Here is a 26,140-nt window from a genome sequence, read left to right on the forward strand (position 1 = left end):
TCGACGACGAATGTCCTGAAGGGCTGTCTGAAGTCGAAGGCGTCGCCCGCGGTGAAGATAGCCGTGACGAACACCGTGAAGACGACGACGGATGTCCTGGTGGACGTGGTGAATTCGAATGCGCCGACGAGCGTGAAGGTGACCGCGACGAATGTCGTGAAGACGACGGCGGATATCCTGGTGTCGGCTCTGCAGTCCGGTACGAAGCCGACGGATCAGAAGGCGGCGACGGACTTCTCGAAGAAGGTGAACACCACGCTGAAGGAGGCCCAGAGTTCGAACGCTACGCAGCGGACCGAGGCAACCAAGCAGCTGACCCAGTGGAACGCGTCGCTCCCCAAGTGCCTCCAGCAGAACACGTTCCAGGAGTGCGTGGACGCTGCTGCGAACACAGGTGGATGACACCGGGGACGAGCCGGGACGACTGACAACGACCGGCAACGACCCGGACGGGCCCGGCACCGAGAGGTGCCGGGCCCGTCGTCGTCACAGCTACACCCAGGTGTCCAGCCACATCCGGCCGCGCCAGTCCTCCATCGGGATCGGCGTGCCCGTGTAGATGGGCCAGAAGTAGATGAAGTTCCACACGATCAGCAGCACCAGCACGCCGGCCCCGATCGCGCCCACCGTCCGGCGGCGTTCGTCGGAGCCCGGCGGGCCCAGCATCGCGCCGATCATCATCGCGACCGCCAGGCACAGGAACGGCACGAAGACGACCGCGTAGAACAGGAAGATCGTCCGCTCCTGGTAGAGCAGCCAGGGGGCCCAGCCCGCGAGGAACGCGCACAGGATCGCGCCCGCGCGCCAGTCGCGGCGGAAGAACCAGCGCCACAGTACGTAGCACAGGGCGAAGCACGCGGCCCACCACAGCAGCGGCGTGCCCAGGGCCAGGACCTCGCTCGCGCACTTGTCGGCGGTGCCCTTGGGGCAGCCGCCCGTGCCCGCGGCCGGGTCCTCGTAGTAGTACGAGACCGGGCGGCCCAGCACCAGCCAGCTCCACGGGTTCGACTGGTAGGTGTGGCCGGAGGTCAAGCCGATGTGGAACTCGTAGACCTGCGTCTCGTAGTGCCAGAAGCTGCGCCACCAGTCCGGGAACAGCCAGCCCCAGCTGCTCTTTCTGCCGTCCCCGGTGCTCGCCCAGTTCCGGTAGTAGCCCTTGTCGGTGACCAGCCAGCCGGTCCACGACACCATGTACGTGACGAGCGCGACCGGCACCGTCGAGAAGAACGCGGGGACCAGGTCCTTCTTCAGCACCGCCACGTACGGGCGCACCGCGCCGGCCGTGCGCCGCGAGCCCACGTCCCACAGCACGCTCATCACACAGAACGCGGCCATGATGTACAGGCCGTTCCACTTGGTGCCCGCCGCCAGGCCCAGCATCACGCCGGCCGTCAGCCGCCAGGGCCGCCACCCCAGCCGCAGCGTCTCGGCGACCTTGGCGTCCGGGCGCAGCACGCCGTCGGCGTCCGCCGGGAGCGCGGCGGCCAGCCTGCGTCGTGAGCGGTCGCGGTCGGCGAGCAGCGCGCCGAAGGCCGCGAGCACGAAGAACATCAGCACCAGGTCGAGCAGCGCCGTACGGCTCATGACGAAGTGCAGGCCGTCCACGGCGAGGAGCAGACCCGCCAGGCAGCCCAGGAACGTCGAGCGGAAGAGCCTGCGCCCGATCCGGCACAGCATCAGCACCGACAGCGTGCCGAGCACGGCGACCATGAAGCGCCAGCCGAAGGGCGTGAAGTCGAACATCTTCTCGCCGAGCCCGATGACCCACTTGCCGACCGGTGGGTGCACCACATAGCCGGGGTCGTCGGGGATCGGGACGGACGAGCCGTCCCTGAGGATCGTCTTGTCGACATCCTTCGGCCAGCTCGCCTCGTAGCCCTGGTTGATCAGGGCCCAGGCGTCCTTGGCGTAGTACGTCTCGTCGAATATCACCGCGTGCGGCTTGCCGAGGTTCCAGAACCGCAGCACTCCGGCGAGCAGCGCCACCAGGACCGGACCGCCCCAGGCGGCGATCCTCAGCAGCGGCTCCACGTCGCCCGGCCGGAGGCCGAGCACCGCCCACAGCCGTCCCGAGGGGCGGGTGTACGGCGGCACCAGGCGTTCGCGCAGGCCGATCACGGGCCGGGGCGTGTAGCCGAATCGGCGCAGCCGCTGCTGCCAGCCGGGCGGCGGCTGGCCTGCGTCCTTGCCCTCGATGGTGTGCGGAGCGGTACTGGTCACCGCGCCATCGTAGGGAACACGGCTGTGCGAGTGGTGCCTCCCGTCCTGGGAGGATGGCTTTGTGACAGGAACGCTCGTACTCGCAGGGACACCCATCGGCGACGTCGCGGACGCGCCGCCGCGGCTCGCCGCCGAGCTGGCGGGCGCCGACATCGTCGCCGCCGAGGACACGCGGCGGCTGCGCCGGCTCACCCAGGCCCTCGGCGTGCACACGCAGGGGCGGGTCGTGTCGTACTTCGAGGGCAACGAGTCGGCGCGCACCCCCGAGCTCGTCGAGGCGCTCGTCGGCGGCGCGCGGGTGCTGCTGGTCACGGACGCGGGCATGCCCTCCGTCTCCGACCCCGGCTACCGGCTCGTCGCCGCCGCGGTGGAGCAGGACATCAAGGTCACCGCCGTTCCGGGGCCTTCGGCGGTGCTGACCGCGCTCGCCCTGTCGGGACTGCCCGTCGACCGCTTCTGCTTCGAGGGCTTCCTGCCCCGCAAGGCGGGCGAGCGCCTCGGCCGGCTGCGCGAGGTCGCGGACGAGCGGCGCACCCTCGTCTACTTCGAGGCGCCGCACCGCCTCGACGACACGCTCGCCGCGATGGCCGAGGTCTTCGGCGCCGACCGGCGCGCGGCGGTGTGCCGGGAGCTGACCAAGACGTACGAGGAGGTCAAGCGCGGCGGCCTCGGCGAGCTGGCGGCCTGGGCGGCCGAGGGCGTGCGCGGCGAGATCACCGTCGTCGTCGAGGGCGCCCCCGAGACCGGCCCCGCCGAACTCGACGCCGACGAACTGGTGCGCAGGGTGCGGGTGCGAGAGGAGGCGGGGGAGCGGCGCAAGGAGGCGATCGCCGCGGTGGCCGCCGAAGCGGGTCTGCCCAAGCGCGAGGTGTTCGATGCCGTCGTCGCTGCCAAGAACGCGACTCGATCGGCCCAGTGAGACGTAAAGGACTATGGTGAAAGGCAAAGCCCAGAGCCTGCAGCGGCCCTTTCGGCAAGGGAAGTCAAAGAGCCTTCCATTGTTCGACCGGCGCTGATGCGCTCCCGCCGGAACAGGCGTCCACTGGATCAGTGGAGAGGAGCTGGCATGAGTGAGACCACAGGCACCGGCACCGCCGCCGGCCACGAGGACTACTCCTTCGCCTGCATGTACTGCGGGCACGGCTGGGAGCAGTCGTACGACATCGAGCACCACACCGACGGGGCGGGCCGGGCCTTCGTCGTCTACAAGACCGGCGGCGTGCGGGTGCCTTCCCCGCTCAAGGCCCCGACCTGCGTGAACTGCGGAAGGCACCGGGTCCGGATCATGCGGGCGGGGCAGGTCTCCTCGGTCAGGGACATGATGGCGGAGATGTACGGCCAGCCGCGGGCGCACCCCGTGCCCACGGCGTCGCCCGCCGAAGCGCAGGGCGCGGCCACGGAAGCCGCCGAGCCTCCGGCCGGGGGCGCCCCCGTGAAGGGCGAGCCCCCGGGCCCGGTGCGTGCGCATCACTGGCATCTCTCCGACCTGCTCCACCCTTTCCACCACCGCAAGTGAGCCGTGCGCGAGCGGCAGGTGAGCCGTGAGTGAGCCGCCACCGCGCGTGAGGCCGAGGGCGGGCGCCTCGTAGGATCGCGCCCATGAGTTCGAAGTCCGCACCGCCGCCGCTGCCCGAACCGCTCGGGGTGGCGGTCGCCGATTCGCACACCCACCTGGACATGCAGGACGGCACCGTCGAGGAGGCCCTGGCCAGGGCCGCGGCGGTGGGCGTGACGACCGTGGTCCAGGTGGGCTGCGACATCAAGGGATCCCGGTGGGCCGCCGAGACCGCCGCCGCGCACCGGGAGGTCCACGCCGCGGTCGCACTGCACCCCAACGAGGCGCCGCGCATCGTGCTGGGGGATCCCGGGGGGTGGTCGCGGCAGGGGGCGAGGGAGGCGGGCGGGGACGCCGCGCTCGACGACGCGCTCGCCGAGATCGACCGTCTCGCGGCCCTCGACGAGGTGAGGGCCGTCGGCGAAACGGGTCTCGACTATTTCCGTACGGGGCCCGAGGGAATGGCCGCCCAGGAGCGCTCCTTCCGCGCGCATATCGAGATCGCGAAACGGCACGGCAAGGCCCTCGTCATTCACGACCGCGAGGCCCACGCGGACGTTCTGCGCATTCTCGCGGAGGAAGGCGCGCCGGAGCGCACCGTGTTCCACTGCTATTCGGGCGACGCGGAAATGGCGGAAGCCTGCGCGGCCGCGGGCTACTTCATGTCCTTCGCCGGCAACGTGACCTTCAAGAACGCCCAGCCGCTGCGCGACGCGCTCGCCGTCGCCCCCACCGAACTCGTCCTGGTGGAGACGGACGCGCCGTTCCTCACCCCGGCCCCGTACCGCGGACGGCCCAACGCGCCCTATCTCGTTCCGGTCACCCTGCGGGCCATGGCGAAGGTCAAGGGGCTGGACGAGGACACGCTGGCCTCGGCGATCGCGGCGAACACCGCGCGCGCATTCGATTACTGAACCGATCGGGCGCACCAGCCTCTCGCGACGCTGCGTGTTCGTGCCGCTTTGGAGAGTGACGAACGCTCCGATACTGTCCGGTGCCACGTGTCGGGCCGGACATCCTCTGGAGCGTCGTGAGCAATGCGCAGGGCAGTCACCGTGCCGCACGCGGCGGTCGCCGCCAGGCGCCCTGGGCCGTGCTCGCCGGCGGGCCGGACGTCCCGGCCGCCCCGCAGGCCGAAGCAGCGGGTGCGGACGCTCCGCCGGAGCCGACGATCGTGGACGCGCGTCTCGCCGCCGCGTACGCGCCGACCGTGCCGAACGCGGACCTGCGCGGCAGCGGCCTTCCCGCCCCCTCGGCACCGGCGCACGGCGGGCCGGGCGGGTCCGGGCCGCAGCTGCCACGCCGGATGCCGGCCCCGTACGAGGACACAACGCGCGGCACGGGGGCGTCCGGCACGGGCGGACGGGCGCGCGGGCGGCGCCGCCGCGCGGCGGAGCGGCCCGACACCCTGCGCCGACTCGTCCCGCAGGCCCTTGTCGTCGCCTTCCTCGCCGGCGGAACCTCCGCCTTCGTCGCGGCCGACAAGTCCGTGCGGCTCACCGTCGACGGCGCCCCCCGCACCCTGCACACCTTCGCCGACGACGTCCGGGAACTGCTGCACGAGGAAGGTCTCGCCGTCAGCCCGCACGACATCGTCGCGCCCGGAGCGGGCGCCGACCTCGACAACGGCGACGAGGTCGTCGTCCGCTACGGCCGCCCCCTCGCCCTCACCCTCGACGGCCACCGCCGCACCGTGTGGACCACCGCCCGCACGGTCGAGGCGGCGCTGCGGCAGCTCGGCGTCCGCGCCGAGGGAGCGTTCGTGTCCGTCTCCCGCTCGTCGGCCGTCCCGCGCTCCGGGCTCGCGCTCGACGTGCGCACCGAGCGTTCCGTCACGTTCATGGCCGACGGGGGAGAGCGCACCATCCGCACCAACGCGCCGACCGTGGGCGAGGCGCTCGCCGAGGCCGGCATCACGCTGCACGGACAGGACACCACCTCCGTGCCGCCCGAGAGCTTCCCGCGCGACGGCCAGACCGTCACCGTCCTGCGCATCACCGGCACCCGCGAGGTCCACGAGGAGCCCGTCCCGTACGCCGTCGAGAGGACCCGTGACCCGCAGCTGTTCGCCGGCACCGAGATCGTCGTGCGGCAGGGCGCGCCGGGCGCGCGCCGGGTCACGTACGCGCTGCGCACGGTCAACGGCGTGCGCCAGAAGCCGCGCAAGCTCTCCGAGGAGCTCGTGCGCGAGCCGGTCACCGAACAGGTGCGGGTCGGCACCCGGCAGCTGCCGTCGTCCGTGGGCGGGGCCGACGACCTGAACTGGGACGCCCTCGCCGACTGCGAGTCGGGCGGCCGGCCCGGCGCGGTCGACCCTTCGGGGAACTACGGCGGGCTGTACCAGTTCGACATCGGGACCTGGCGCTCCCTGGGCGGCAGCGGACGCCCGCAGGACGCGTCCCCCGCGGAACAGACGTACCGGGCGAAGAAGCTCTACATGCAGCGGGGGGCGACTCCGTGGCCGCACTGCGGCCGTAGGCTGTATCGGTGAGCACCACTGATCCCGACGCACTCCTCGGCCCCGCCGACATCCGCGAACTGGCCGCCGCGCTGGGCGTACGCCCCACCAAGCAGCGCGGCCAGAACTTCGTCATCGACGCCAACACGGTCCGCCGGATCGTGCGCACGGCCGAGGTCGAGCCCGACGACGTGGTCGTCGAGGTGGGTCCCGGGCTCGGATCGCTGACCCTCGCGCTGCTGGAGGCTGCGGACCGGGTCGTCGCCGTCGAGATCGACGACGTGCTCGCCGCGGCCCTGCCGACGACGATCGCCGCCCGCCTGCCCGAGAAGGCGTCGCGCTTCTCGCTCGTCCACTCCGACGCCATGCACGTGCGGGAGCTGCCCGGTCCGGCGCCGACCGCGCTCGTCGCGAACCTGCCGTACAACGTCGCCGTCCCGGTCCTGCTGCACATGCTGGAACGTTTCCCGACGATCGAGCGCACCCTCGTCATGGTGCAGGCGGAGGTCGCCGACCGGCTCGCCGCCCGGCCGGGGAACAAGGTGTACGGCGTCCCGTCCGTCAAGGCCAACTGGTACGCCGAGGTCAAGCGGGCCGGCGCGATCGGCCGCAACGTCTTCTGGCCCGCCCCCAATGTGGACTCCGGCCTCGTGTCACTGGTGCGCCGCAAGGAGCCGCTCGCCACGACGGCCTCCCGCCAGGAGGTCTTCGCCGTCGTCGACGCGGCCTTCGCGCAGCGCCGCAAGACCCTGCGGGCCGCGCTCGCGGGCTGGGCCGGATCACCCGCCGCCGCGGAGGCGGCGCTGGTGGAGGCCGGAGTCTCGCCGCAGGCGCGCGGTGAGGCGCTGACGGTGGAGGAGTTCGCGCGGATCGCGGAGGCGAAGCAGTGAGTGTGACCGTACGGGTGCCGGCGAAGGTCAACGCGCAGCTGGCGGTCGGCGGGGTGCGTCCCGACGGCTTCCACGACCTGGCCAACGTGTTCCTCGCCGTGGGGCTGTACGACGAGGTGACGGTGCGCCCGACCCCGTCGCTGACCCTCACCTGCGCCGGACCCGGCTCCGACCAGGTCCCCCTGGACCGTACGAACCTGGCGGCCCGCGCGGCCGAGCTCCTCGCGGCCCGCCACGGGATCTCGCCCGACGTGCACATCCACATCGACAAGGACATCCCGGTCGCCGGCGGCATGGCGGGCGGCAGCGCGGACGGCGCGGGCGCGCTGCTGGCGTGCGACGCGCTGTGGGGCCTCGGCTCGTCGCGGGACGAACTGCTCTCCCTCTGCGCCGAGTTGGGCTCCGACGTGCCGTTCAGCCTGGTGGGCGGCGCGGCGCTGGGCACCGGCCGCGGCGAGCGGCTCACGGAGCTCGAGGTCCGCGGGACGTTCCACTGGGTGTTCGCGATGGCGGACGGCGGGCTGTCGACGCCGGTGGTGTTCGGCGAGTTCGACCGGCTGAACTCGGGTGTCGCCGTGCCCGAGCCCGTCGCCTCGCCCGCGCTGCTCGACGCCCTGCGCACGGGCGACGCGGCGGCACTCGCGGGCGCGCTCGTGAACGACCTCCAGCCCGCGGCGCTCTCGCTGCGCCCGTCGCTGGCCGAGACGCTCGCGACGGGCATGGCCGCCGGGGCGCTCGCCTGCCTCGTCTCGGGCTCGGGCCCGACGACGGCGTTCCTGACGAAGGACGAGGACGCGGCGGAGGCGGTGGCGTCGGCGCTGACGGTCTCCGGCACGTGCCGCGCGGCGCGGGTGGCGACGGGGCCGGCGGCGGGCGCGACTATCGTGTCGGCCTGAGGCGTCGGGGGGCGCGGGGGCCGGGCGCGTGCGAGGCCGCTGCGCGGGGCGCCTATCCCCACCCCGCCCTCCCCCTACGGCCTGGCGGCCGTGGGAGGTACCCCCATCCCGAAACCGGGGCAAGCCCCGGGCCCCGTACCGCGCTTCGCGCGGTGTCCTCAATCTCCCCCTACGGCCTGGCGGCCGTGGGAGGGACCCCCAGACGGGCTGATTCCGCGCAGCGAAATCCAGCCCCGCCGGCGCTTGAGGCGCGGGGGCCCGGGGGCGGAGCCCCCGGTTCGGGAAGGGGCGGGGTGGGGAACAAGCCCGCCGCAGGCGACCCCGTACTCACGCCGTACCTGAGTACATGCGCCCTCCCGCCACGCCCCGCCCCGCGCGAGCGTAAGCGCATGGCCACCGTCACCGAACTCGCCGCCGCCACCCCCGTCACCCGCGACCGCTACGTCGACCTCCTTCGCGTCGCCTCCCTCGGCGTCGTCGTCGGCGGGCACTGGCTCATGGCCGCCGTGACCGACGACGGGGTCGGGAACCTGCTCGCCGTCGTGCCGGAGTTGCAGGTCCTCACCTGGGTCCTCCAAGTGATGCCCGTCTTCTTCTTCGTCGGCGGGTTCTCGCACGCCCTCTCGTACCGGTCGCTGCGGCGCCGGCACCCGGACCGGGCCGTGTACTCCGTCTTCCTACGCGGACGCCTCCAGCGGCTGCTGCGGCCGACCATGGCCTTCGTCCTCGTCTGGGGCACCGCCGCGCTGGCCGTGCAACTGCTCGGCGGGGGCGGCGGGACGACGGGGGTCGCGCTGCGGCTCGTCGCCCAGCCGCTGTGGTTCATCGGCATCTATCTCGCGATGGTCGCGTTCACCCCGCCGCTGCTGAGGCTGCACGAGCGTTTCGGCTGGGGCGCCTTCGGGGCGCTCGCCGCAGCCGCGGCCGCCGTCGACGTGCTGCGGTTCGCCGCGGACGTCCCCTTCGTCGAGTTCCTGAACTTCGCCTTCGTCTGGCTCGCCGTCCACCAGCTCGGCTTCCTGCGGGCGGACGGCCGTATCCGCAGGCCAGCCCCCCTCGCGGCCGCCGGTCTCGCCGGAGCCGCCGCGCTCGTCGCCCTCGGGCCGTATCCGCTCTCCATGGTCGGGATGCCCGGCGAGAAGATCTCGAACATGGCTCCGCCCACCCTCGCCCTGCTCTGCCACGGGCTGTGGCTGGTCGGCGCCGTCGAGCTGCTCAAGGGGCCGGGTGCCCGCCTGCTGCGCCGCCCCCGCGTCTGGCGAGGCGTCGTCGCAGCGAACGGAGTCGCCATGACCGCGTTCCTGTGGCACCTGACCGCCATGCTCGGCGTGTACGGGGCGATGATCGCCGCGGGCCTGGAACTGCCGGAGCCCGCGGGCGCCGCCTGGTGGGCGGGGGCCCCGTTCCGGATCGCCGCGGCCTCGCTGGCGACCGCCGGCCTCGTCGCCGTCTTCCGCCGCTTCGAGCGGCCCGCGCAACACGGCGCCGGTGCGCCCGTTCCGGGCACCGGGCCCGTCGCCGCCACGGGGATCACCCTGTGCCTGTTCGGCGTCCTCGGACTGTCCATGGTCGGCTTCGGGGGGCTGCTGGAGGGCAGGACCGCGACGCTCGTCGCGGTGCCGGTCAGCGCACCCGTGGCGGTCGCCCTGGCGCTCGGCGGCTGGCTGCTGGTGGAACGGGCCGGAGCACGTGCCAAGTAGGCTGGGAGGTCGATCGTTCCCCCTGGCAGGAGAAAAATGGCCGTCAATCTGGTCAATGTCGAGGCAGTCAGCAAGGTGTACGGCACACGCGCCCTGCTCGACTCCGTCTCCCTCGGCGTGTCCGAGGGGGACCGCATCGGCGTCGTCGGCCGCAACGGCGACGGCAAGACCACGCTCATCCGCCTGCTCGCCAAGCTGGAGGAGCCCGACACCGGCCGTGTCACCCAGAGCGGCGGGCTGCGGCTCGGCGTGCTCACCCAGCACGACTCGCTCGACCCCGAGGCCACCATCCGCCACGAGGTCATCGGCGACCTGGCCGACCACGAGTGGGCCGGGAACGCCAAGATCCGCGACGTGCTGACCGGGCTGTTCGACGGGCTCGACCTGTCGGGCTTCCCGCAGGGACTCGACACCGTGATCGGGCCGCTGTCCGGCGGCGAGCGCCGCCGTATCGCGCTCGCCAAGCTCCTCATCGCCGACCAGGACCTGATCGTCCTCGACGAGCCCACCAACCACCTCGACGTGGAGGGCATCGCCTGGCTCGCGAAGCATCTGCAGGCCCGCCGCTCGGCGCTCGTCTGCGTCACGCACGACCGCTGGTTCCTCGACCAGGTCTGCACCCGCATGTGGGACGTGCAGCGCGGGGCCGTGTACGAGTACGAGGGCGGCTACAGCGACTATGTCTTCGCCCGGGCCGAGCGCGAGCGCATCGCGGCGACCGAGGAGGCCAAGCGGCAGAACCTGATGCGCAAGGAGCTGGCCTGGCTGCGGCGCGGAGCCCCCGCCCGTACCTCCAAGCCCCGCTACCGCATCGAGGCCGCGAACGAGCTCATCGCCGACGTGCCGCCGCCGCGCGACACGTCCGAGCTGATGAAGTTCGCCGGCGCCCGGCTCGGCAAGACGGTCTTCGACCTGGAGAACGTGACGGTCCAGGCCGGCCCCAAGGTGCTGGTGCAGCACCTGACCTGGCAGCTCGGCCCCGGCGACCGCATCGGTCTGGTCGGCGTCAACGGCGCGGGCAAGACCTCGCTGTTGCGCACCCTCGCCGACGCCGCCCGCACCGAGGGCGAGAGGCAGCCCGTGGCCGGCCGCGTCGTCGTCGGCAAGACGGTCAGGCTCGCGTACCTCTCGCAGGACGTCGCCGAACTGCCCCCGGCACTGCGGGTGCTGGAGGCGGTGCAGCAGGTCCGCGACCGCGTCGACCTCGGCAAGGGCCGCGAGATGACCGCGGGTCAGCTGTGCGAGCAGTTCGGCTTCGGCAAGGAGAAGCAGTGGACGCCGGTCGGCGATCTGTCGGGTGGTGAGCGGCGCCGCCTCCAGCTGCTGCGCCTGCTGATGGACGAACCGAACGTCCTCTTCCTCGACGAGCCCACGAACGACCTCGACATCGAGACGCTGACGCAGCTGGAGGACGTGCTCGACGGCTGGCCCGGTTCGATGGTGGTCATCTCCCACGACCGGTTCTTCCTCGAGCGCACCACGGACCGCACGTTCGCGCTGCTCGGCGACGGCGCGCTGCGGATGCTGCCGCGCGGCATCGACGAGTACCTGGAGCGCCGGGCGCGCATGGTCGAGGCGTCCGTGCCCACACCGCCGGCCGTCCCTGCGGCCGCCGGAGGCAAGGAGAAGTCGGCCGCGGACGCGCGTGCGGCGAAGAAGGAACTGCAGCGGATCGAGCGACAGCTCGACAAGATCTCCGAGAAGGAGAGCAAGCTGCACGATCACATCGCCGACAACGCGACCGACTTCGAGCGCGTCGCGAAGCTGGACGCCGAGCTGCGCGAACTGGCGGGCGAACGCAACGAGTTGGAAATGCGCTGGCTCGAACTGGCGGAAGACGCCTAGAAGCCGCTCGTAGAGAAGCCGTGGAAACCGCGTAACAACAGCATCACGGGCCGGTCCTCCCTTGGGAACAGGGGCGGACCGAGCCCGTTCCGCGTTCGTCGTGGGTGATACAAAGAAGCGCGTCCGGCTGCGCTTTCCGGCCGCCCGCCGGGGGGCCACGGGGGCCGGGGCACCGCCGACCACGCCGAAAGCCGTGGGGGTGCCCGCCGGGCAGCGGACCGCAGGAGAAGGGGGAGGCGCTGATGACTCAGCCGCCTGATCGACAGGGGCCTGAGGGGGGCTTCGGCGCCGCGCACCATCAGTGGCAGGGGGGCGCGTATCCCCCTCCGCCCGCGCAGGCGCCGCAGACGCCTGCATCGCAGACCGGGTACGGCTATCCGCAGACGGGGCCCTACGCCACGCCCGCGTACGGGCCCTGCCCGACGCAGCCCCAGGTGCCGCCTCAGCCACGTGGACCACGCCGCTTCCTGGCGAGCCGGACGGGCCGCGTCGTCGCCGCGGCGGTGGCCGGACTGCTCGTCGCGGGCGGCGTCACCTACGCGGCACTGAGCGGCGACGACGAGAAGACGCCGTCCGTCGCCGGCGCCCCGGGCGATGCCCCGGAGCCCGCCGGCTCGCCCACCGCCTCCGGCGGGCAGGACGACGCGGCGAAGGACCCGAACGCCCAGCGCAGGGCCGGTGACGCCCGCGTCCTGTTCGTGACGAAGAACGAGACCGACCTGCCCGGCGACGGCACCTTCGCCCAGGGGCCGTGGGTGGTCGGCGACACCGTCGTCAAGGCCATGTACCGCGAGGTCACGGGTTATTCGGTGACGGACGGCGCCAAGAAGTGGACCGTCGAGCTCGACTCCGACCTCTGCATGGCCGCCCCGCAGGACTCGCCCGACGGCAAGATCGTCATCGGGGTGCTCGACGGCCATACGGCGAAGTCCGACTGCAGCGTCCTGCAGATGATCGACGCGAAGACGGGCAGGGCGGGCTGGCGCACGACCGTGCCCAAGCCCAAGGGCATGACCGGCTTCTCCGACCTGGTGCTCGCGCTCAGCGGGAACACGGTCACCGCCGTCGGCACCGGCACCTCGTTCGGGTTCTCCGTCACCGACGGCCGTCAGCTCTTCGCCATGCCGTCGTCCGGCTGCCTGCCTTACGCCTTCGCGGGCGGGTCCCGGCTGATCGCCGCGGCCGAGTGCCCCACCGCCGCCGACGAGGTCGCCAAGGAGGAGATCCAGGGGATCGACCCGGCCACCGGCAGACCCGCGTGGCGGTACACGCTGGACGCCGACTGGAAGGTCGACAAGGTCTTCTCGGTCGCCCCGGTCGCCTTCTTCGCCCACAAGGAGGACATGGCGGGCGAGGTCGTCGACAAGAAGGTGTTCGTGCTCACGGACACCGGCCGGCTGCGTTCGCGGATCGCCTTCGGCGACGACGAGTTCGAGCCCCGCTGCGGGAGCGGAGCGATCCAGCTGCGCGGCGAGATCCAGGGCTGGTGCGCGGGCGCCGCGGCCGACGGGGCCGCCGTGTACCTGGCCACCAAGGGCGGCCACGAGGTCGTGACGTTCGGCCTCGACACGGGCAGGCGCACGGGGGTCTCGTCGGCCGGCGACGACCGCACCATCACGCCCATGACCGCCGAGGACGGCACGGTGGTGCACCACGTCGGACCCTCGCTCTACTCGGGCGGCGCTGTCGCGACGGTCGCCCCGTCCGGCGGGGAGCGCAAGGTCCTGCTCAGGCTCCCGAAGACGGACGCCGAAGGCTTCTCCGATGCACGGGCGGTCTTCGCGGACGGCAGGCTCTTCCTCGTCGCCCCCATGGTCCAGGCACTGAACGACGCGGCGGAGCGGGAGACCAACACCATGATGGCTTTCGGCAAGTGAACGCGGTCTGGGTCATCCGGACATCCCCCACCCCTACTCGCACCGAACACTCCAGAGGTAGTACGCCATGACACAGCCGCCGAACCAGCCGCCGCAGCCGGGCTTCGGAGCTCCCCAGGACCCGCAGGGCGTCCCGCAGCCGCCCGCCCAGCCACCCCAGATGCCGCCCGCCCCGCCGACGCCCCCCGCGGGCGCTCCGCAGCCCGGCTACGGATACCCGCAGGCGGGCCAGCCCGGCCCGTACGCCCAGCAGCCCGGCCCGTACAACCAGCAGCCGGGCCCGTACAACCAGCCCGGCCCGTACGGGGGTTACGCGACGCAGCCGCAGTACCCGGGTGCGCCGACCCCGCCGTCCGGCGGTTCCGGCAACTTCTTCAAGGGGAAGACCGGCATCATCGTGGCCGCCTCGGCCGCCGCGCTGCTGCTCATAGGCGGTGGCACGTACTTCGCCGTCGCCGGGGACGACAAGCAGGACAAGCCGAACGTCAGCAAGTCCAGCGACGACCCGAAGCCGACCGGCTCGCCGACCGTCGACCAGGGCGACGGCAACGGCGACGGCGGGGCGCGCGACGGCGAGGAGGACCTCAACGCGGGACGCCAGGCAGGTGAGGCCAAGGTCCTCTTCCTGACCAAGAACGACGTCGACCTGCCGCGCAACGGCTCCGACGTGTTCGGCCCGTGGGTGGTCGGCGACACCGTCGTCAAGGCCATGTACCGCGAGATCGCCGGGTATTCGGTCATCGATGGCACCAAGAAGTGGAGCGTGCCGGTGAGCACCAAGGTGTGCTCCGCGCCCGCCAACGCCTCAGAGGACGGGAAGATCGTCTTCGGGGTCGAGGACGGCCTGACCGAAAAGGCCAAGTGCAACGACCTGCAGATGGTCGACCTCAAGGCCGGCAAGGCAGGCTGGAAGAAGTCGATCCCCAAGGTCTCCGGCTTCGCCGGCCTGTCCGACTTCACGCTCGCCATCAGCGGCAACACACTGGCGGTCGGCGGCAGCGGCAACTCGTACGGCTACTCCCTCGCCGACGGCAAGCAGCTGTTCGGCAAGCCGTCGGGCGACTGCAAGCCCTTCGCCTTCGCCGGCGGACCCCGCCTGCTGGCCGGCGCGAGCTGCCCCACGTCGGACTACGACAAGCCCAAGCAGCAGCTCCAGGAGGTCGACCCGGTCACCGGCAAGGCCAAGTGGACCTACAACGCTCCCGAGGGCTGGGAGATCGACAAGGTGTACTCGGCGAGCCCGCTGGTCGTCTCCCTCACCCAGCGCGAGCCCAAGAAGTGGTCGATCATCGCGCTGACCGACAACGGCAAGCCGCGCTCGCAGATCGACGGCGGCACGGACAAGTACCAGCCCCGCTGCGGCGGCGCCTTCGTGGTCTTCGGCCAGAACCTCGAGGGCTGCACCGGCGTGGCCGCCGACGCGAACACCTTCTACATGGCGACCGAGACGGGCTACGGCACCGCCAACGAGGTCGTCGCCTTCAATCTCGACACCGGCAAGGCCAAGTGGCGCTCCAAGGCCCCGGCCGAGCGTCAGATGACTCCGCTGCGGATGGAGGGCGGCAACGTCCTCGTCTACATGGGCGCCTCCTACGACAAGGGCGGCACGGTCGCCACGATCGCCCCCACCGGCGGCGCGCCGAAGATGCTGCTCCAGCACCCGGCGTCCACCGCGCAGATCGAGAACACCTTCTACTCGCCCAAGACGGTCTACGCCGACGGCCGCTTCTTCATCGCCGCCGGGCGGGTGAGCGCGAGCAACGACAAGGAGGAGAAGGAGACGAAGACCATGATGGCCTTCGGCCAGTGACCGTGACCGTCGTCCCTGAACCCTTGTCCGCTCTTCAGCCGTACCGTTCCCAGAGGTAAGCACCCCATGACGCAGCCGCCGCCCCCGCCGAACCAGCCGCCCGGTCCGCCGCCGGGCCAGCCGCCGCACCAGCCCCCGCAGGGCGGGTTCGGTGCTCCGCAGCAGCCGCCGGCAGGCGGGTTCGGCGCGCCGAACCCGCCGCAGGACGGCGCGTACGGTTACCCGCAGACCCCGCCGCCCGCCCAGCCGCCGTACGGGCAGCCGCCCCAGGCCCCGCCGCCCTACGGCTACCCGCAGCAGGGCTACGGCTACCCGACGCAGCCCATGCAGCCGCAGTACGTGCCGCCGCAGAACAGTGGCAGCGGCGGCGGCCGGAAGCTCAGCACGCAGATGCAGATCATCATCGCCGCGTGCGTGGCCATCGTCCTGATCGTCGTCGGCGGCATCGTGTACGCGAGCACCGGTGACGACGGCAAGAAGGACGAGGCCAAGAACTCCTCGGGCGGCGCGTCCGGCGGCGGTGGCGGCGGCGACACCAAGCCCGCCCCGGACGGGGCCGGCAAGGAGAAGGCGGGGGCGAACACCAAGGCCAAGGTCGCCTTCCAGCTTCCCGAGCCGGCGCGCGAGGACCTGACGGCCGTCCCCGGCTCCTGGGTCACCGACAAGGCGTACGTGAAGCCGGGCGTCAACTCGGTCGTCGCGTACGACGTCGCCAAGGGCAGCGTCCTGTGGACCACCCCGCTCGCCGGCCAGGTGTGCGCGGCCTCGCGCCACATGACCGAGGACCACAAGACGGCGATCCTCTTCGAGGCGAAGAAGCGCACCGCCCCCAAGTTCTACGAGAAGTGCACCGAGGTCGGGGTCCTCGACCTCAACACCGGCAAGCTGCTGTGGAGCAAGTCGGTCCCCGGCGACGGCGACGCGAAGAGCCAGTTCGAGCAGGTCACCCAGAGCGGCAACACGGTCGCCGCGGGCGGGCTCTACGGCGGTGCCGCGTTCGACCTGACCACCGGAGAGGTCCGCTGGAAGCCCAAGGTCGACGCCCAGCAGTGCCGTGACATCGGCTACGCCGGCGGCAAGACGCTCGTCGCGGTCCGCACCTGCGGCGACTACGGCAACCGGACGGCCAGCGTCCAGACGCTCAACGCGGACAACGGCACCCCGCTGTCGTCGTACAAGATGCCGGCGGGCGTCGAGGACGCCCGTGTCGTGTCCAGCGACCCGCTGGTCGTCGCCGCCGACGTCGGCGACACGGGCACGTTCGGCATCTCGGACTTCTTCTCCATCGACGGCAAGACCGGCAAGCTGCGCGCGAAGATCGCGGCTCCGGGCGACCAGTACCTGGCCCGCTGCTCGGCCAGCGACGGCGTCGAGGGCTGCCAGTTCGTGCTCGTCGGCAACGACAGGCTCTACCTGCCGACCACCGAGCACGACGGCGGCGGTGCACTCGGCCGCACCAACGAGATCGTCGCCTTCGACCTCGCGACCGGCAAGGGCACGCCCGAGCGCGCCGACGCCGGCGACGGCTACCACTCGCTGCCGCTGCGCATGGACGGTGGCAACCTCATCGTCTACAAGTGGCCCCCCTACAACAAGGGCGGTCAGGTCGTGAGCATCGACGGTGCCACCTTCAAGCAGACGGTGCTGCTGGAGAACCCCTCCGACCGCGCCGTGCGCGACGCCGAGACGAGCTTCCCGGAGACCGGCGCCGAGTATGACTACGCGGCGGGCCGGTTCTTCGTCTCGCAGGACCTGATGAGCAAGCCGCGCGAGAACGACTCGCAGTTCGGCAAGAAGTACCTCGCGGTCGCCTTCAGCGTGGCCGACTGACCCGTACGAGAACGCCGTCCGGCCCGGCCCGTCGCTTCGACGGGCCGGGCCGCGGTGTTTGTCGCCGGGGGCCGGGCCGGTACAAGTGGCCCTGTTTACCGACGAATTCGGCATTCCGGGGCGCTTCTGCCGAGTTGGGGGCGCGCTCGTGGGTACGAGCGTGTAGCTTGCCGGGTCAGGAGGCCGGGGGGCCTGCTCCAACGGGGAGGGTTGCTCGATGGGCGTGCGGCTCATCGTGGTCGACGACCACAGACTGCTCGCGGAGGCGCTCGCCTCGGCGCTGAAACTGCGCGGGCACCGGGTGCTGGCGGCGGCCGCGCCCGCCGCCGGGGCGGCCGAACTCGTCGTCGCCAGGGCGCCCGAGGTCTGTCTGCTGGGCACCCAGGCGCCTGCCGCGCCGGGCGCCTTCGACCCGGTCGTACGGATCAAGCGGGAACGCCCCCAGGTGGCCGTGCTGGTCCTCGGCCCGGTGCCCAGCCCGCGGGGCATCGCCGCGGCGTTCGCGGCGGGGGCGTCCGGCTACGTGCGCCACGACGAGCGCATCGAAGGCGTGGAGCGCGCGCTGGTGAAGGCCCGCTCGGGCGAGGCGGTGGTGGCGCCCCAGCTCCTCCAGGGCGCGTTCGCCGACCTCCTCAACCCGGCCGCGCAGCCCGACGACGAGGGCCAGCGGCTCCTCTCGCTGCTCACCGCACGCGAGGTCGAGGTGCTCGTGCGGGTCGCGGAGGGCGAGGACACCCGGCTGATCGCGGCCGGGATGGGCATCGCGCCGAGCACCGCGCGCACGCATGTGCAGCGCGTGTTGATGAAGCTGGGCGTCGGCTCCCGTCTGGAGGCGGCGGCCCTGGCCGCCCGGACGGGCCTGCTGGACCGGGCGGCGCACGGCGGTGCGCCGTCCGGCCTCGAACGGGACTGACGGTCGCGATGGGATTCTTTGTTTGATTCTGTTGGTTGGTTCACCGGACTGGACCTGATCTTCGGGCAGAGGTGTCCCCTCGGGGTGGGCGGTCATTGACGCCCTCTGTTGGCTCGTGATTAGTTATGTTCGGTTCTGCTGAACGAAAGTGGTGAGGAGCTCCGTGTGAAGAAGACGTCGACCCGGCTCGCCGACGGTCGTGAGCTGCTCTACTACGACGCCCGGGACGACGTCGTACGCGACGCCGTCGACCCGCGGCCCCTCGACGCCGTCTCCACCACCTCCGAGATTCGCCACGACCTCCTGCTCGGCGACGCCGTCGCCATCGCCTCGCACCGGCAGGGCCGCACCTACCACCCGCCGGCCGACGAATGCCCCCTGTGCCCCTCGCGCGAAGGGCGCCACAGCGAAATCCCCGCCGCCGACTACGGCGTCGCCGTCTTCGAGAACCGCTTCCCCTCCCTCGCGGGCGACCTCGGCCGCTGCGAGGTCGTCTGCTTCACCTCCGACCACGACGCCGCGTTCGCCGATCTCACCGCCGAGCAGGCCGGACTCGTCCTGGAGGCATGGACCGACCGCACCGCCGACCTCGCCGAAGTGCCCGGCGTCGAGCAGGTCTTCTGCTTCGAGAACCGCGGCGCGGAGATCGGCGTGACCCTCCAGCACCCCCACGGCCAGATCTACGGCTATCCCTTCGTCACCCCGCGCACCGGCCTCATGCTGCGCTCCGCGGCCGGGCACCGCACCGTGACCGGGCGCAACCTGTTCGACGACGTCGTGGGGCGCGAGCTGGCCGAGGAGGTCCGCGTGGTGCTGGAGGGCGCGCACTGGGTCGCGTTCGTGCCGTACGCGGCGCACTGGCCCTACGAGGTGCACCTCTATCCGAAGCGCCGGGTGCCCGACCTGCGTGCCCTCGACGAGGCCGCGCGCACAGAGTTCCCGCAGATCTATCTGGAACTCTTGAGGCGCTTCGACCGGATCTTCGGCCCGGGCGAACCGCCGACCCCGTACATCTCCGCCTGGCACCAGGCGCCGTTCACCGCGGACGGGCGGGACGACTTCGCCCTGCATCTCGAGCTTTTCACCATCCGCCGCACTTCCGGCAAGCTGAAGTTTCTCGCGGGTTCCGAGTCCGGTATGAGCGTGTTCATCAACGACGTGCCGCCGGAAGCCGCGGCCGAGCGACTGCGAGAGGTAGCGAGCTAAGTGAGCAAGAAGTACCTGGTCACAGGCGGTGCGGGATATGTCGGCAGTGTGGTGGCCCAGCACCTCCTGGAGGCCGGCCACCAGGTGACCGTGCTCGACGACCTCTCCACCGGGTTCCGCGAGGGCGTCCCGGCGGGCGCGCAGTTCGTCGAGGGCCGCATCCAGGACGCCGCCCGCCATCTCGACGCCTCGTACGACGGCGTGCTGCACTTCGCCGCGTTCTCGCAGGTCGGCGAGTCGGTCGGCAAGCCGGAGAAGTACTGGGAGAACAACGTCGGCGGCACGATGGCGCTGCTGTCCGCGATGCGCTCCGCCGGCGTGCGCACCCTCGTCTTCTCCTCCACCGCCGCGACGTACGGCGAGCCGGTCTCGACCCCCATCACCGAGTCCGACCCGACCGCGCCCACGAGCCCCTACGGCGCCTCGAAGCTCGCCGTCGACCACATGATCAGCGGCGAGGCCGCGGCGCACGGGCTGGCCGCGGTGTCCCTGCGGTACTTCAACGTCGCGGGCGCCTACGGCGACTGCGGCGAGCGCCACGACCCCGAGTCGCACCTCATCCCGCTGGTCCTCCAGGTCGCCCTGGGCAGGCGCGCTTCCATCTCCGTCTTCGGCGACGACTACCCGACGCCGGACGGCACCTGCGTCCGCGACTACATCCATGTCGCCGACCTCGCCGAGGCCCATCTGCTCGCGCTCGACGCGGCGAAGCCCGGCGAGCACCTGATCTGCAACCTCGGCAACGGCAACGGCTTCTCCGTGCGCGAAGTGATCGAGACGGTGCGCAAGGTCACCGGCCACCCGGTGCCCGAGGTCATGGCCGAGCGGCGAGGCGGTGACCCCGCCGTCCTCGTCGCCTCCGCAGCCGCCGCCCAGGAACGCCTGGGCTGGCGACCGAGCCGCTCGGACCTGGCCGGCATCGTGTCCGACGCATGGGCATTCGCCCGCAGGAGGGAAAACGCCTCATGAGCGACGGTGTGTGGGCAGCCCCCGGCAGGGTGAATCTGATCGGTGAACACACCGACTACAACGACGGTTTCGTCATGCCCTTCGCGCTGCCGCACACCACGGTGGCGACCGTGGCGCGCCGCGACGACGGCGTGCTGCGGCTCCACTCCGCCGACGTGGCCGGCGATCCTGTCGAGCTGCGCGTCGACGACCTGGCCCCGGCCGCGCGCTCGGGCGACTGGACCGACTACCCGGCGGGCGTCGTGTGGGCGCTGCGCTGGGCGGGCCTCGCGGTGGGCGGCGCCGACATCCACTTCGAGTCCACCGTGCCGACCGGCGCCGGACTGTCCTCGTCCGCCGCGATCGAGGTCGCCACCGCGCTCGCCCTGAACGACCTGTACGCACTGGGCATGGACTCCCGCGACATCGCCCGCATGTGCCGGCGGGCGGAGAACGTCTACGTCGGCGCCCCCACCGGGATCATGGACCAGATGGCCTCGGCCTGCTGCGTCGAGGGCAACGCCCTGCACCTGGACACCCGTGACCTCGCGCTGCGCCAGATCCCCTTCGACCTGAGGGCCCACGGCCTCGAACTCCTCGTCGTGGACACCCGGGTCAAGCACGCCCACAGCGAGGGCGAGTACGGAAAGCGCCGCGCCGGCTGCGAGGCGGGCGCGGCGGCGCTCGGCGTCGACGCGCTGCGGGACGTCCCGTTCGACGGGCTGGACGACGCCCTGGCCCTCCTCGACGACCCGGAGGTGCGCGCCCTGGTCCGTCACATCGTCACGGAGAACCACCGGGTGGAGCGCGTGATGGCACACCTGGAGGCGGGCGAGGTCCGCGCGATCGGTCCGGTCCTGACGGAGGGCCACGCCTCGTTGCGCGACGACTTCAGGGTCTCGTGCCCCGAACTGGACCTGGTGGTCGACACGGCACTGACCGCCGGGGCGCTCGGCGCGCGGATGACGGGCGGCGGCTTCGGCGGTTCGGCGATCGTGCTGGTCGAGTCGTCCTCGGCGCACCTGGTGGCGAAGTCGGTCCAGGAGGCGTTCGCGGCACGGTCCCTGGACGGGCCCCGCGTCTTCACGGCGGTCCCGTCGGTGGGGGCGCGGCGCGTGTCCTGAAGCGCTCGAGCCGAACGCGCCCCCGGCCCGGGGGGTGCGTTCGGGCCCGGCACGGACCGGCAGCGGTCGCGATGCAGGACGGGCCCGGGACGGTCATTTCCGCAAAGGGGCTTCCGTCGCGGCCGCCCGTCCGTACCCTGATGCTCAGCACCGGTGGGGGCCGGTGTCGATCAGGGGGCGAAGCCGTAGGGTACGGCGTCCGGGGCGGGGTATCAGTCAGAGCACGGCGGCGGCCGGGCGACTTCCTGTACCTCCTTCTCCGGGCGTCGTATCCGCGCCGATCCGTCCTCCGGCACTGGGGGTGCTTGTGGTCCGTATCCGGGTCCTGGTGGTGGACGACCACCGAATCTTCGCCGAGTCGCTCGCCGCGGCTCTCGCCGCCGAGCCCGACGTCGAGGTCGCCGCGGCGGGCAGCGGGCCTGCCGCGCTGCGCTGCCTGGAGCGGGCCGCGGCCGAGGGACGGCGTTTCGACGTCATGCTCGTCGACGCGGATCTCGGCATCTCTCCGGTGCCCGCGCCGCGCTCGGTGGCCGGCGCCGACGACGGGCTGGTGGACGGGATCTCGCTGGTCGCCGGTGTCCGTGTCCGTCAGATCGCCGTGCGGTCCGTGGTGCTCGCCGAGAAGGACGACGCCGCCCGCGCGGCGCTCGCGCTCCAGGCGGGGGCGTCGGGCTGGGTCGCGAAGGACTGCTCGCTGCAACGGCTGCTGGGCGTGGTCCGCGGGGTGCTGCGGGACGAGACTCATGTGTCGCCCGCACTGCTCACCGGCGTGCTGCGCGAGCTGACCGCGGCCCGCAAGCACCGCACCGAGAGCGAGCAGCTGGTCGAGTCGCTGACCCCGCGCGAACAAGAGGTACTGCGCTGCATGGTGGCGGGCCTGGGGCGCAAAGCGGTCGCCGAGCGCCTCTTCCTGTCACCGCACACCGTCCGGACGCACATGCAGAACGTGCTCGGCAAGCTCGGCGTGCACTCCACCCTCGCCGCGGTCGCCCTGGCGCGCAGGGCGGGTGTCGGTCCGGTGGACCTAGCCGGGGATGTTGTCGAACGGGGCGGTCAACTGGCGTAGCAGTGCGGCCAGTTCCGCGCGCTGGGCGTGGGAGAGCTCGGCCAGGATCGCCCGTTCCTGGGCGAGCAGTCCGGCCAGCGCCTGGTCGGCCCGGTCGCGGCCCTCGGGGGTGAGCCGCACCAGGACGCCGCGCCGGTCGCTGGGGTCGGGCAGCCGCTCGACAAGATTCTTCTTGGCGAGCCGGTCGATGCGGTTGGTCATCGTGCCGGACGTGACCAGTGTCTGGGTGAGCAGCTGGCCGGGGGAGAGCTGGTACGGCGCGCCGGCCCGGCGCAGCGAGGTGAGCACGTCGAACTCCCACGGCTCCAGCTGGTGCTCGGCGAAGGCGAGCCGGCGGGCCCGGTCGAGATGGCGGGCGAGTCTGGAGACGCGGCTGAGCACCTCGAGCGGTTCCACGTCGAGGTCCGGGCGCTCTCGGCGCCATGCTGCGACCAGTCGATCGACCTCGTCCTCCATGTCGATCAGTGTAGTTGGTCTGTCGACATGAAGTCTCTTGACGTCAAGATATATTCTGCTTGACTATTGGGCAGGGTCGGCCCGGAACCGTTCCGTTTTTGGCCGTCCGTTCCTGCAAGGGGGACTCGAACATGCCTTCCGTACCCACCTGGGATCCGCACCAGTACCTGCGCCATGCCGGGCACCGCACGCGCCCCTTCCTGGACATGCTCGCCCGCATACCCCAGCTGCCTTCCGGCAGCCGCCCCGCCCGGATCGCCGACATCGGCTGCGGCCCCGGCAACGTCACCGCGCTCCTCGCCGACCGCTGGCCCGATGCCCACATCACCGGCTTCGACCTCTCCCGCGAGATGCTCGCCCAGGCCGAGAAGGACCACGCCGGCACCACACCCGGCGGCGGCTGGCTGGACTTCCGTCTCGCCGACGCCGCGCACTGGACCCCCGACGAGCCGTACGACCTGATCGTCTCGAACGCGGCGCTCCAGTGGGTCCCCAACCATCCCGAGTCCTTCGCCGTCTGGATCGACGGACTCACGCCCGGCGGCACCTTCGCCTTCCAGGTGCCCGGCAACTTCACCTCGCCGAGCCACGCCCTGCTCGGCGAGCTGTGCGCGTCCCCGCAGTGGCGCGAGCGACTCGGCGACCACGGGCGGCGCTACGTGCACATCCTGGAGCCCGCCGAGTACCTGCTGCGGCTCGCCGACCTGGGCTGCGACACGGACACCTGGGAGACCACCTACCTCCAGCTGCTCGGCGGCGAGGACCCGGTGCTCGACTGGGTGAAGGGCACCGCGCTGCGTCCCGTCCTCACCGAGCTCGCCGACGACCCGGAGGCCGAGCGCGAGTTCCTGGGCCAGTACCGGGACCTGCTGCGCAAGGCGTATCCGCCGGGGCCGCACGGCACCGTGTTCCCGTTCCGCCGCGTCTTCGCCCTCGCCCGGAAGGTGGCGTGATGCCCGCCGCCGTCGGCCACGTCCAGCTCGCCGCCCCGCCCGGCGCAAAGGACGCGCCGCGCGCGTACCACGGCGACGTGCCGGGCACGGCGCATCCCGGGCTGCTCGTCACCGGTATCGAGACGTACGCGCGAAGGCTGGAGAGGCTGGGTGCGAAGGCCGTGGGGGACGAGGACCTGCCGGGACACGAGCGGTTCTGCTCCGAGGCCCCGGTGGGCGACCGCCTGGAGCTCCGGGAGCCGGCCGGCTGAGGGGGCCGGGCGTACGACGGCGCCCCGCAGCGGGAGAACCGCGGCGGGGCGCCGTGCTGCCGGGGCAGCGGGATCAGTGCAGGGTGCGGTACGTGTTCCAGCCCGAGCCGACCCTCGCCTTGGGCTTGAAGCCGCCCTTGCCGTCGGCGTCGTAGCGGTACAGCACACCGTCCGACGCGCGGACCAGCAGGTCGGCGCGGCCGTCACCGGTCAGGTCGCCGGGCGCCACGAACTTGTTGAACTGGTTCCAGCCCGTGCCGATCAGCTTCTTCGCCTTGAACGGCACCGTGGCCGTGCCCGTACCCGCATACAGGTACAGGCTGCCGTCCTTGGCGCGCGCGACGAGGTCCGCGCGGCCGTCGCCGTCGATGTCACCGGCGCCGGCGAGCACGGTGAACTGGCCCCAGCCGGTGCCGATCTTCTGACGGGCGGCGAACGCCGAACCGTTTCCGTTGCCCCGGTACAGGTACAGCACACCGGCGCTGTCGCGGGCCAGCAGATCGCCCTTGCCGTCGCCGGAGAGGTCGCCGGGGCCGACCAGGGTGTTGTAGATGCCCCAGCCGCTGCCGATCTCGCTGTCGCCGACGTAGTCGTCGTAGTTCCACAGCGTGCCGTCCTCGAAGATCTCGAGCAGGTCGCCGTAGCCGTCGTCGTTGAACGAGGAGGTGAGCGTGAGCTTCGCGCCGCCCCAGCCGGGGCCGCCCTCCTCGCGGGGGCTGAGCTGGCCGTTGTTCATGCCGTAGTACGCGTACATGACACCGGACGTGTTGACGGCGAGGACCTCGTTCTTGCCCCAGTGCGGGTTGTTGCCCGCGCCGGAGAACTGCGAGACGTGGTTCCAGCCGGTGCTGAGCTGCGTCCTCGCCTGGAAGGCGCCCGTGCCGGTGGAGATGTACCGGTAGAGCGTGCCGGACACGCTGCGGGCCAGCAGGTCGCCGAAGCCGTCGCCGTTCATGTCGTCCACGCTGAACAGCTGGTTGTAGACGCCCCAGCCGGTGCCGATCTTCACGCGCGGCTTGAACGGCTGCTCGGCCGTGGTGCCGCCGTAGAAGAACAGCTCACCGGCGGGGTTGCGCGCGAACAGGTCCGCGATCGCGTCGCCGTCGGCGTCGTTGACACCCACGAGCTGGTCGAACTGGCCCCACCCGGAGCCGACGCGGACCTTCGGCGCGAACGGCTCGGCCGCGCCGGGCTGGGCCCGGTACAGGAACAGCTCGCCCGCGAAGTTGCGTGCGAGGACGTCGCCGACTCCGTCGCCGGTCAGGTCGCCGGGCGAGAAGATTTTGTTGAACTGCTGCCAGCCCGTGCCCGACCACTGCAGGTCGGCGTAGGCGTCGTGGCTGACGTACGACGAGAGGCGGCCGTCGGCGGACAGCGTGAAGACCGTGGGACGGGTGGGGTCGGCCGCGTTTATGCCCGCGACCGTGAACGCGTCCTTGAACGTCTCGCCGCTCTCGCCCAGCAGGTAGGGGTAGGTCTCCTCGCTGCCGGTCGGCGTCACCCAGTACTGGCCGTCGACGGTGCGCTGGAGCAGATCGCTGAAGCCGTCGCGGTCGAGGTCACTGCGCGGCACGGCCGGCGCCGCGGCCTCGGCGACACCGGCCACGGAGGCCGACGGCGCCTTCGCCGCGCCGGACTGCATGATCGGAGACTTCGGCATGCTCTCGACGGTCGGAGCAGTGCGCTCCACCGGCTTGCGCGACGCCGGGGCGTCGTCCGCCTGCGCCGGAACGGCGAGCAGCATGCCCGCCGAGACGACCAGCGCGGTGCAGGCCGCGACGCGGCGCGCCGCCGTACGGCGCACGACGGCGGGGCGGCCGGATTCCACTGAAGTCAAAGTCCCCCCTCGGGGAAAAGTCGGTTCACGCCTCGTCGTCGGGACGAGGCACCGGTATAGACAGTCCAGGGGGATCAAGGGATGTACGGAGAACCGCTCGATTTCCACGCTGTTTCCGGCGCGGTGCCTCCCGGCGCGAGCAGCGGCCGGCCCCCTCTCGCCGGAGGGGGCCGGCCGCTGCTCGCGCCGGGGGACTTCGCAGCGGGACGCCGCCGCGTCAGTTCTTGCGGTGACCTATCAGGCGCGGCTTCTGCTCCAGACCGTCCAGGCCGTGCCACGCCAGGTTCACCAGATGCGCCGCGACC

22 protein-coding genes and 1 pseudogene are annotated in these 26,140 nt (G+C 72.0%); 19 read left to right on the forward strand and 4 right to left on the reverse strand.

Going from position 1 to position 26,140, the window contains the following annotated elements:
* On the forward strand, positions 1 to 402 hold a 402-nt coding region (locus HW130_RS17655; protein WP_218183648.1), incomplete at its 5' end, for a hypothetical protein.
* A 90-nt stretch (positions 403 to 492) separates the two neighbouring features.
* Here HW130_RS17655 and HW130_RS17660 read toward each other — a convergent pair.
* Positions 493 to 2,220: a phospholipid carrier-dependent glycosyltransferase gene (locus tag HW130_RS17660; RefSeq protein ID WP_177150570.1), complete on the reverse strand. Its 1,728-nt coding sequence runs from the start codon at positions 2,218 to 2,220 to the stop codon at positions 493 to 495.
* Positions 2,221 to 2,281: 61 nt separating this feature from the next.
* On the opposite strand from HW130_RS17660, the gene rsmI reads away from it, so the two are divergent.
* The 16 genes from rsmI to HW130_RS17740 all read left to right on the forward strand — a co-directional run bounded on the left by rsmI (position 2,282) and on the right by HW130_RS17740 (position 22,338).
* A complete protein-coding gene (gene rsmI, locus HW130_RS17665) occupies positions 2,282 to 3,139 on the forward strand; it encodes a 16S rRNA (cytidine(1402)-2'-O)-methyltransferase (RefSeq protein ID WP_177150571.1) in 858 nt (285 codons plus the stop codon).
* A 147-nt stretch (positions 3,140 to 3,286) separates the two neighbouring features.
* Positions 3,287 to 3,736, forward strand: a complete 450-nt coding sequence (locus HW130_RS17670; protein ID WP_177150572.1) for a hypothetical protein — start codon at positions 3,287 to 3,289, stop codon at positions 3,734 to 3,736.
* Between the two features lie 83 nt (positions 3,737 to 3,819).
* On the forward strand, positions 3,820 to 4,689 hold the full coding sequence (locus HW130_RS17675; RefSeq protein WP_177150573.1) for a TatD family hydrolase: 870 nt from the start codon (positions 3,820 to 3,822) through the stop codon (positions 4,687 to 4,689).
* A gap of 116 nt (positions 4,690 to 4,805) precedes the next feature.
* Entirely contained in the window at positions 4,806 to 6,266 is a 1,461-nt protein-coding gene (locus HW130_RS17680) for a ubiquitin-like domain-containing protein (protein WP_375256547.1), read from the forward strand.
* Positions 6,263 to 7,123: a 16S rRNA (adenine(1518)-N(6)/adenine(1519)-N(6))-dimethyltransferase RsmA gene (gene rsmA / locus HW130_RS17685; protein ID WP_177150574.1), complete on the forward strand. Its 861-nt coding sequence runs from the start codon at positions 6,263 to 6,265 to the stop codon at positions 7,121 to 7,123. Before HW130_RS17680 ends, rsmA begins: the two co-directional genes overlap by 4 nt.
* On the forward strand, positions 7,120 to 8,019 hold the full coding sequence (locus HW130_RS17690) for a 4-(cytidine 5'-diphospho)-2-C-methyl-D-erythritol kinase (RefSeq protein ID WP_177150575.1): 900 nt from the start codon (positions 7,120 to 7,122) through the stop codon (positions 8,017 to 8,019). Before rsmA ends, HW130_RS17690 begins: the two co-directional genes overlap by 4 nt.
* Before the next feature lie 389 nt (positions 8,020 to 8,408).
* Positions 8,409 to 9,719, forward strand: coding sequence for an acyltransferase (locus HW130_RS17695; RefSeq protein WP_177150576.1), 1,311 nt, complete (start codon positions 8,409 to 8,411; stop codon positions 9,717 to 9,719).
* Between the two features lie 36 nt (positions 9,720 to 9,755).
* The gene (locus HW130_RS17700) at positions 9,756 to 11,564 is read left to right on the forward strand and encodes an ABC-F family ATP-binding cassette domain-containing protein (RefSeq protein ID WP_177150577.1); all 1,809 of its coding nucleotides are present in this window, start codon (positions 9,756 to 9,758) and stop codon (positions 11,562 to 11,564) included.
* 242 nt (positions 11,565 to 11,806) lie between these two features.
* Entirely contained in the window at positions 11,807 to 13,441 is a 1,635-nt protein-coding gene (locus tag HW130_RS17705) for a PQQ-binding-like beta-propeller repeat protein (protein ID WP_177150578.1), read from the forward strand.
* 67 nt (positions 13,442 to 13,508) lie between these two features.
* Positions 13,509 to 15,251, forward strand: coding sequence for a PQQ-binding-like beta-propeller repeat protein (locus tag HW130_RS17710; RefSeq protein ID WP_177150579.1), 1,743 nt, complete (start codon positions 13,509 to 13,511; stop codon positions 15,249 to 15,251).
* A gap of 66 nt (positions 15,252 to 15,317) precedes the next feature.
* On the forward strand, positions 15,318 to 17,081 hold the full coding sequence (locus HW130_RS17715) for a PQQ-binding-like beta-propeller repeat protein (RefSeq protein ID WP_177150580.1): 1,764 nt from the start codon (positions 15,318 to 15,320) through the stop codon (positions 17,079 to 17,081).
* A gap of 217 nt (positions 17,082 to 17,298) precedes the next feature.
* Positions 17,299 to 17,994, forward strand: a complete 696-nt coding sequence (locus tag HW130_RS17720) for a LuxR C-terminal-related transcriptional regulator (protein WP_177150581.1) — start codon at positions 17,299 to 17,301, stop codon at positions 17,992 to 17,994.
* Positions 17,995 to 18,159: 165 nt separating this feature from the next.
* Positions 18,160 to 19,200, forward strand: coding sequence for a galactose-1-phosphate uridylyltransferase (gene galT / locus HW130_RS17725; protein ID WP_177150582.1), 1,041 nt, complete (start codon positions 18,160 to 18,162; stop codon positions 19,198 to 19,200).
* Positions 19,201 to 20,169: a UDP-glucose 4-epimerase GalE gene (gene galE, locus HW130_RS17730; protein WP_177150583.1), complete on the forward strand. Its 969-nt coding sequence runs from the start codon at positions 19,201 to 19,203 to the stop codon at positions 20,167 to 20,169.
* A complete protein-coding gene (galK, locus tag HW130_RS17735; RefSeq protein ID WP_177150584.1) occupies positions 20,166 to 21,272 on the forward strand; it encodes a galactokinase in 1,107 nt (368 codons plus the stop codon). Before galE ends, galK begins: the two co-directional genes overlap by 4 nt.
* Positions 21,273 to 21,579: 307 nt before the next feature.
* On the forward strand, positions 21,580 to 22,338 hold the full coding sequence (locus HW130_RS17740) for a response regulator transcription factor (RefSeq protein WP_177150585.1): 759 nt from the start codon (positions 21,580 to 21,582) through the stop codon (positions 22,336 to 22,338).
* Here HW130_RS17740 and HW130_RS17745 read toward each other — a convergent pair.
* Positions 22,297 to 22,794, reverse strand: coding sequence for a MarR family winged helix-turn-helix transcriptional regulator (locus HW130_RS17745; RefSeq protein ID WP_177150586.1), 498 nt, complete (start codon positions 22,792 to 22,794; stop codon positions 22,297 to 22,299). The two genes, HW130_RS17740 and HW130_RS17745, sit on opposite strands and share 42 nt — an antisense overlap.
* Positions 22,795 to 22,925: 131 nt before the next feature.
* On the opposite strand from HW130_RS17745, the gene HW130_RS17750 reads away from it, so the two are divergent.
* Both HW130_RS17750 and HW130_RS17755 read left to right on the forward strand, forming a co-directional pair.
* Positions 22,926 to 23,747: a trans-aconitate 2-methyltransferase gene (locus tag HW130_RS17750; protein ID WP_177150587.1), complete on the forward strand. Its 822-nt coding sequence runs from the start codon at positions 22,926 to 22,928 to the stop codon at positions 23,745 to 23,747.
* Entirely contained in the window at positions 23,747 to 23,998 is a 252-nt protein-coding gene (locus HW130_RS17755; protein WP_177150588.1) for a hypothetical protein, read from the forward strand. The genes HW130_RS17750 and HW130_RS17755 overlap by 1 nt, the downstream gene beginning before the upstream one ends.
* Positions 23,999 to 24,071: 73 nt before the next feature.
* Here HW130_RS17755 and HW130_RS17760 read toward each other — a convergent pair whose 3' ends face one another.
* Together HW130_RS17760 and HW130_RS35960 are read right to left on the reverse strand one after the other, a co-directional pair.
* Positions 24,072 to 25,826: a VCBS repeat-containing protein gene (locus HW130_RS17760; protein ID WP_309140464.1), complete on the reverse strand. Its 1,755-nt coding sequence runs from the start codon at positions 25,824 to 25,826 to the stop codon at positions 24,072 to 24,074.
* Between the two features lie 226 nt (positions 25,827 to 26,052).
* Positions 26,053 to 26,140: pseudogene (locus tag HW130_RS35960) on the reverse strand (TetR/AcrR family transcriptional regulator); the annotation flags it as partial.

It is taken from the genome of Streptomyces sp. PKU-EA00015 (assembly GCF_013387495.1).
Taxonomy (GTDB): Bacteria; Actinomycetota; Actinomycetes; order Streptomycetales; family Streptomycetaceae; genus Streptomyces.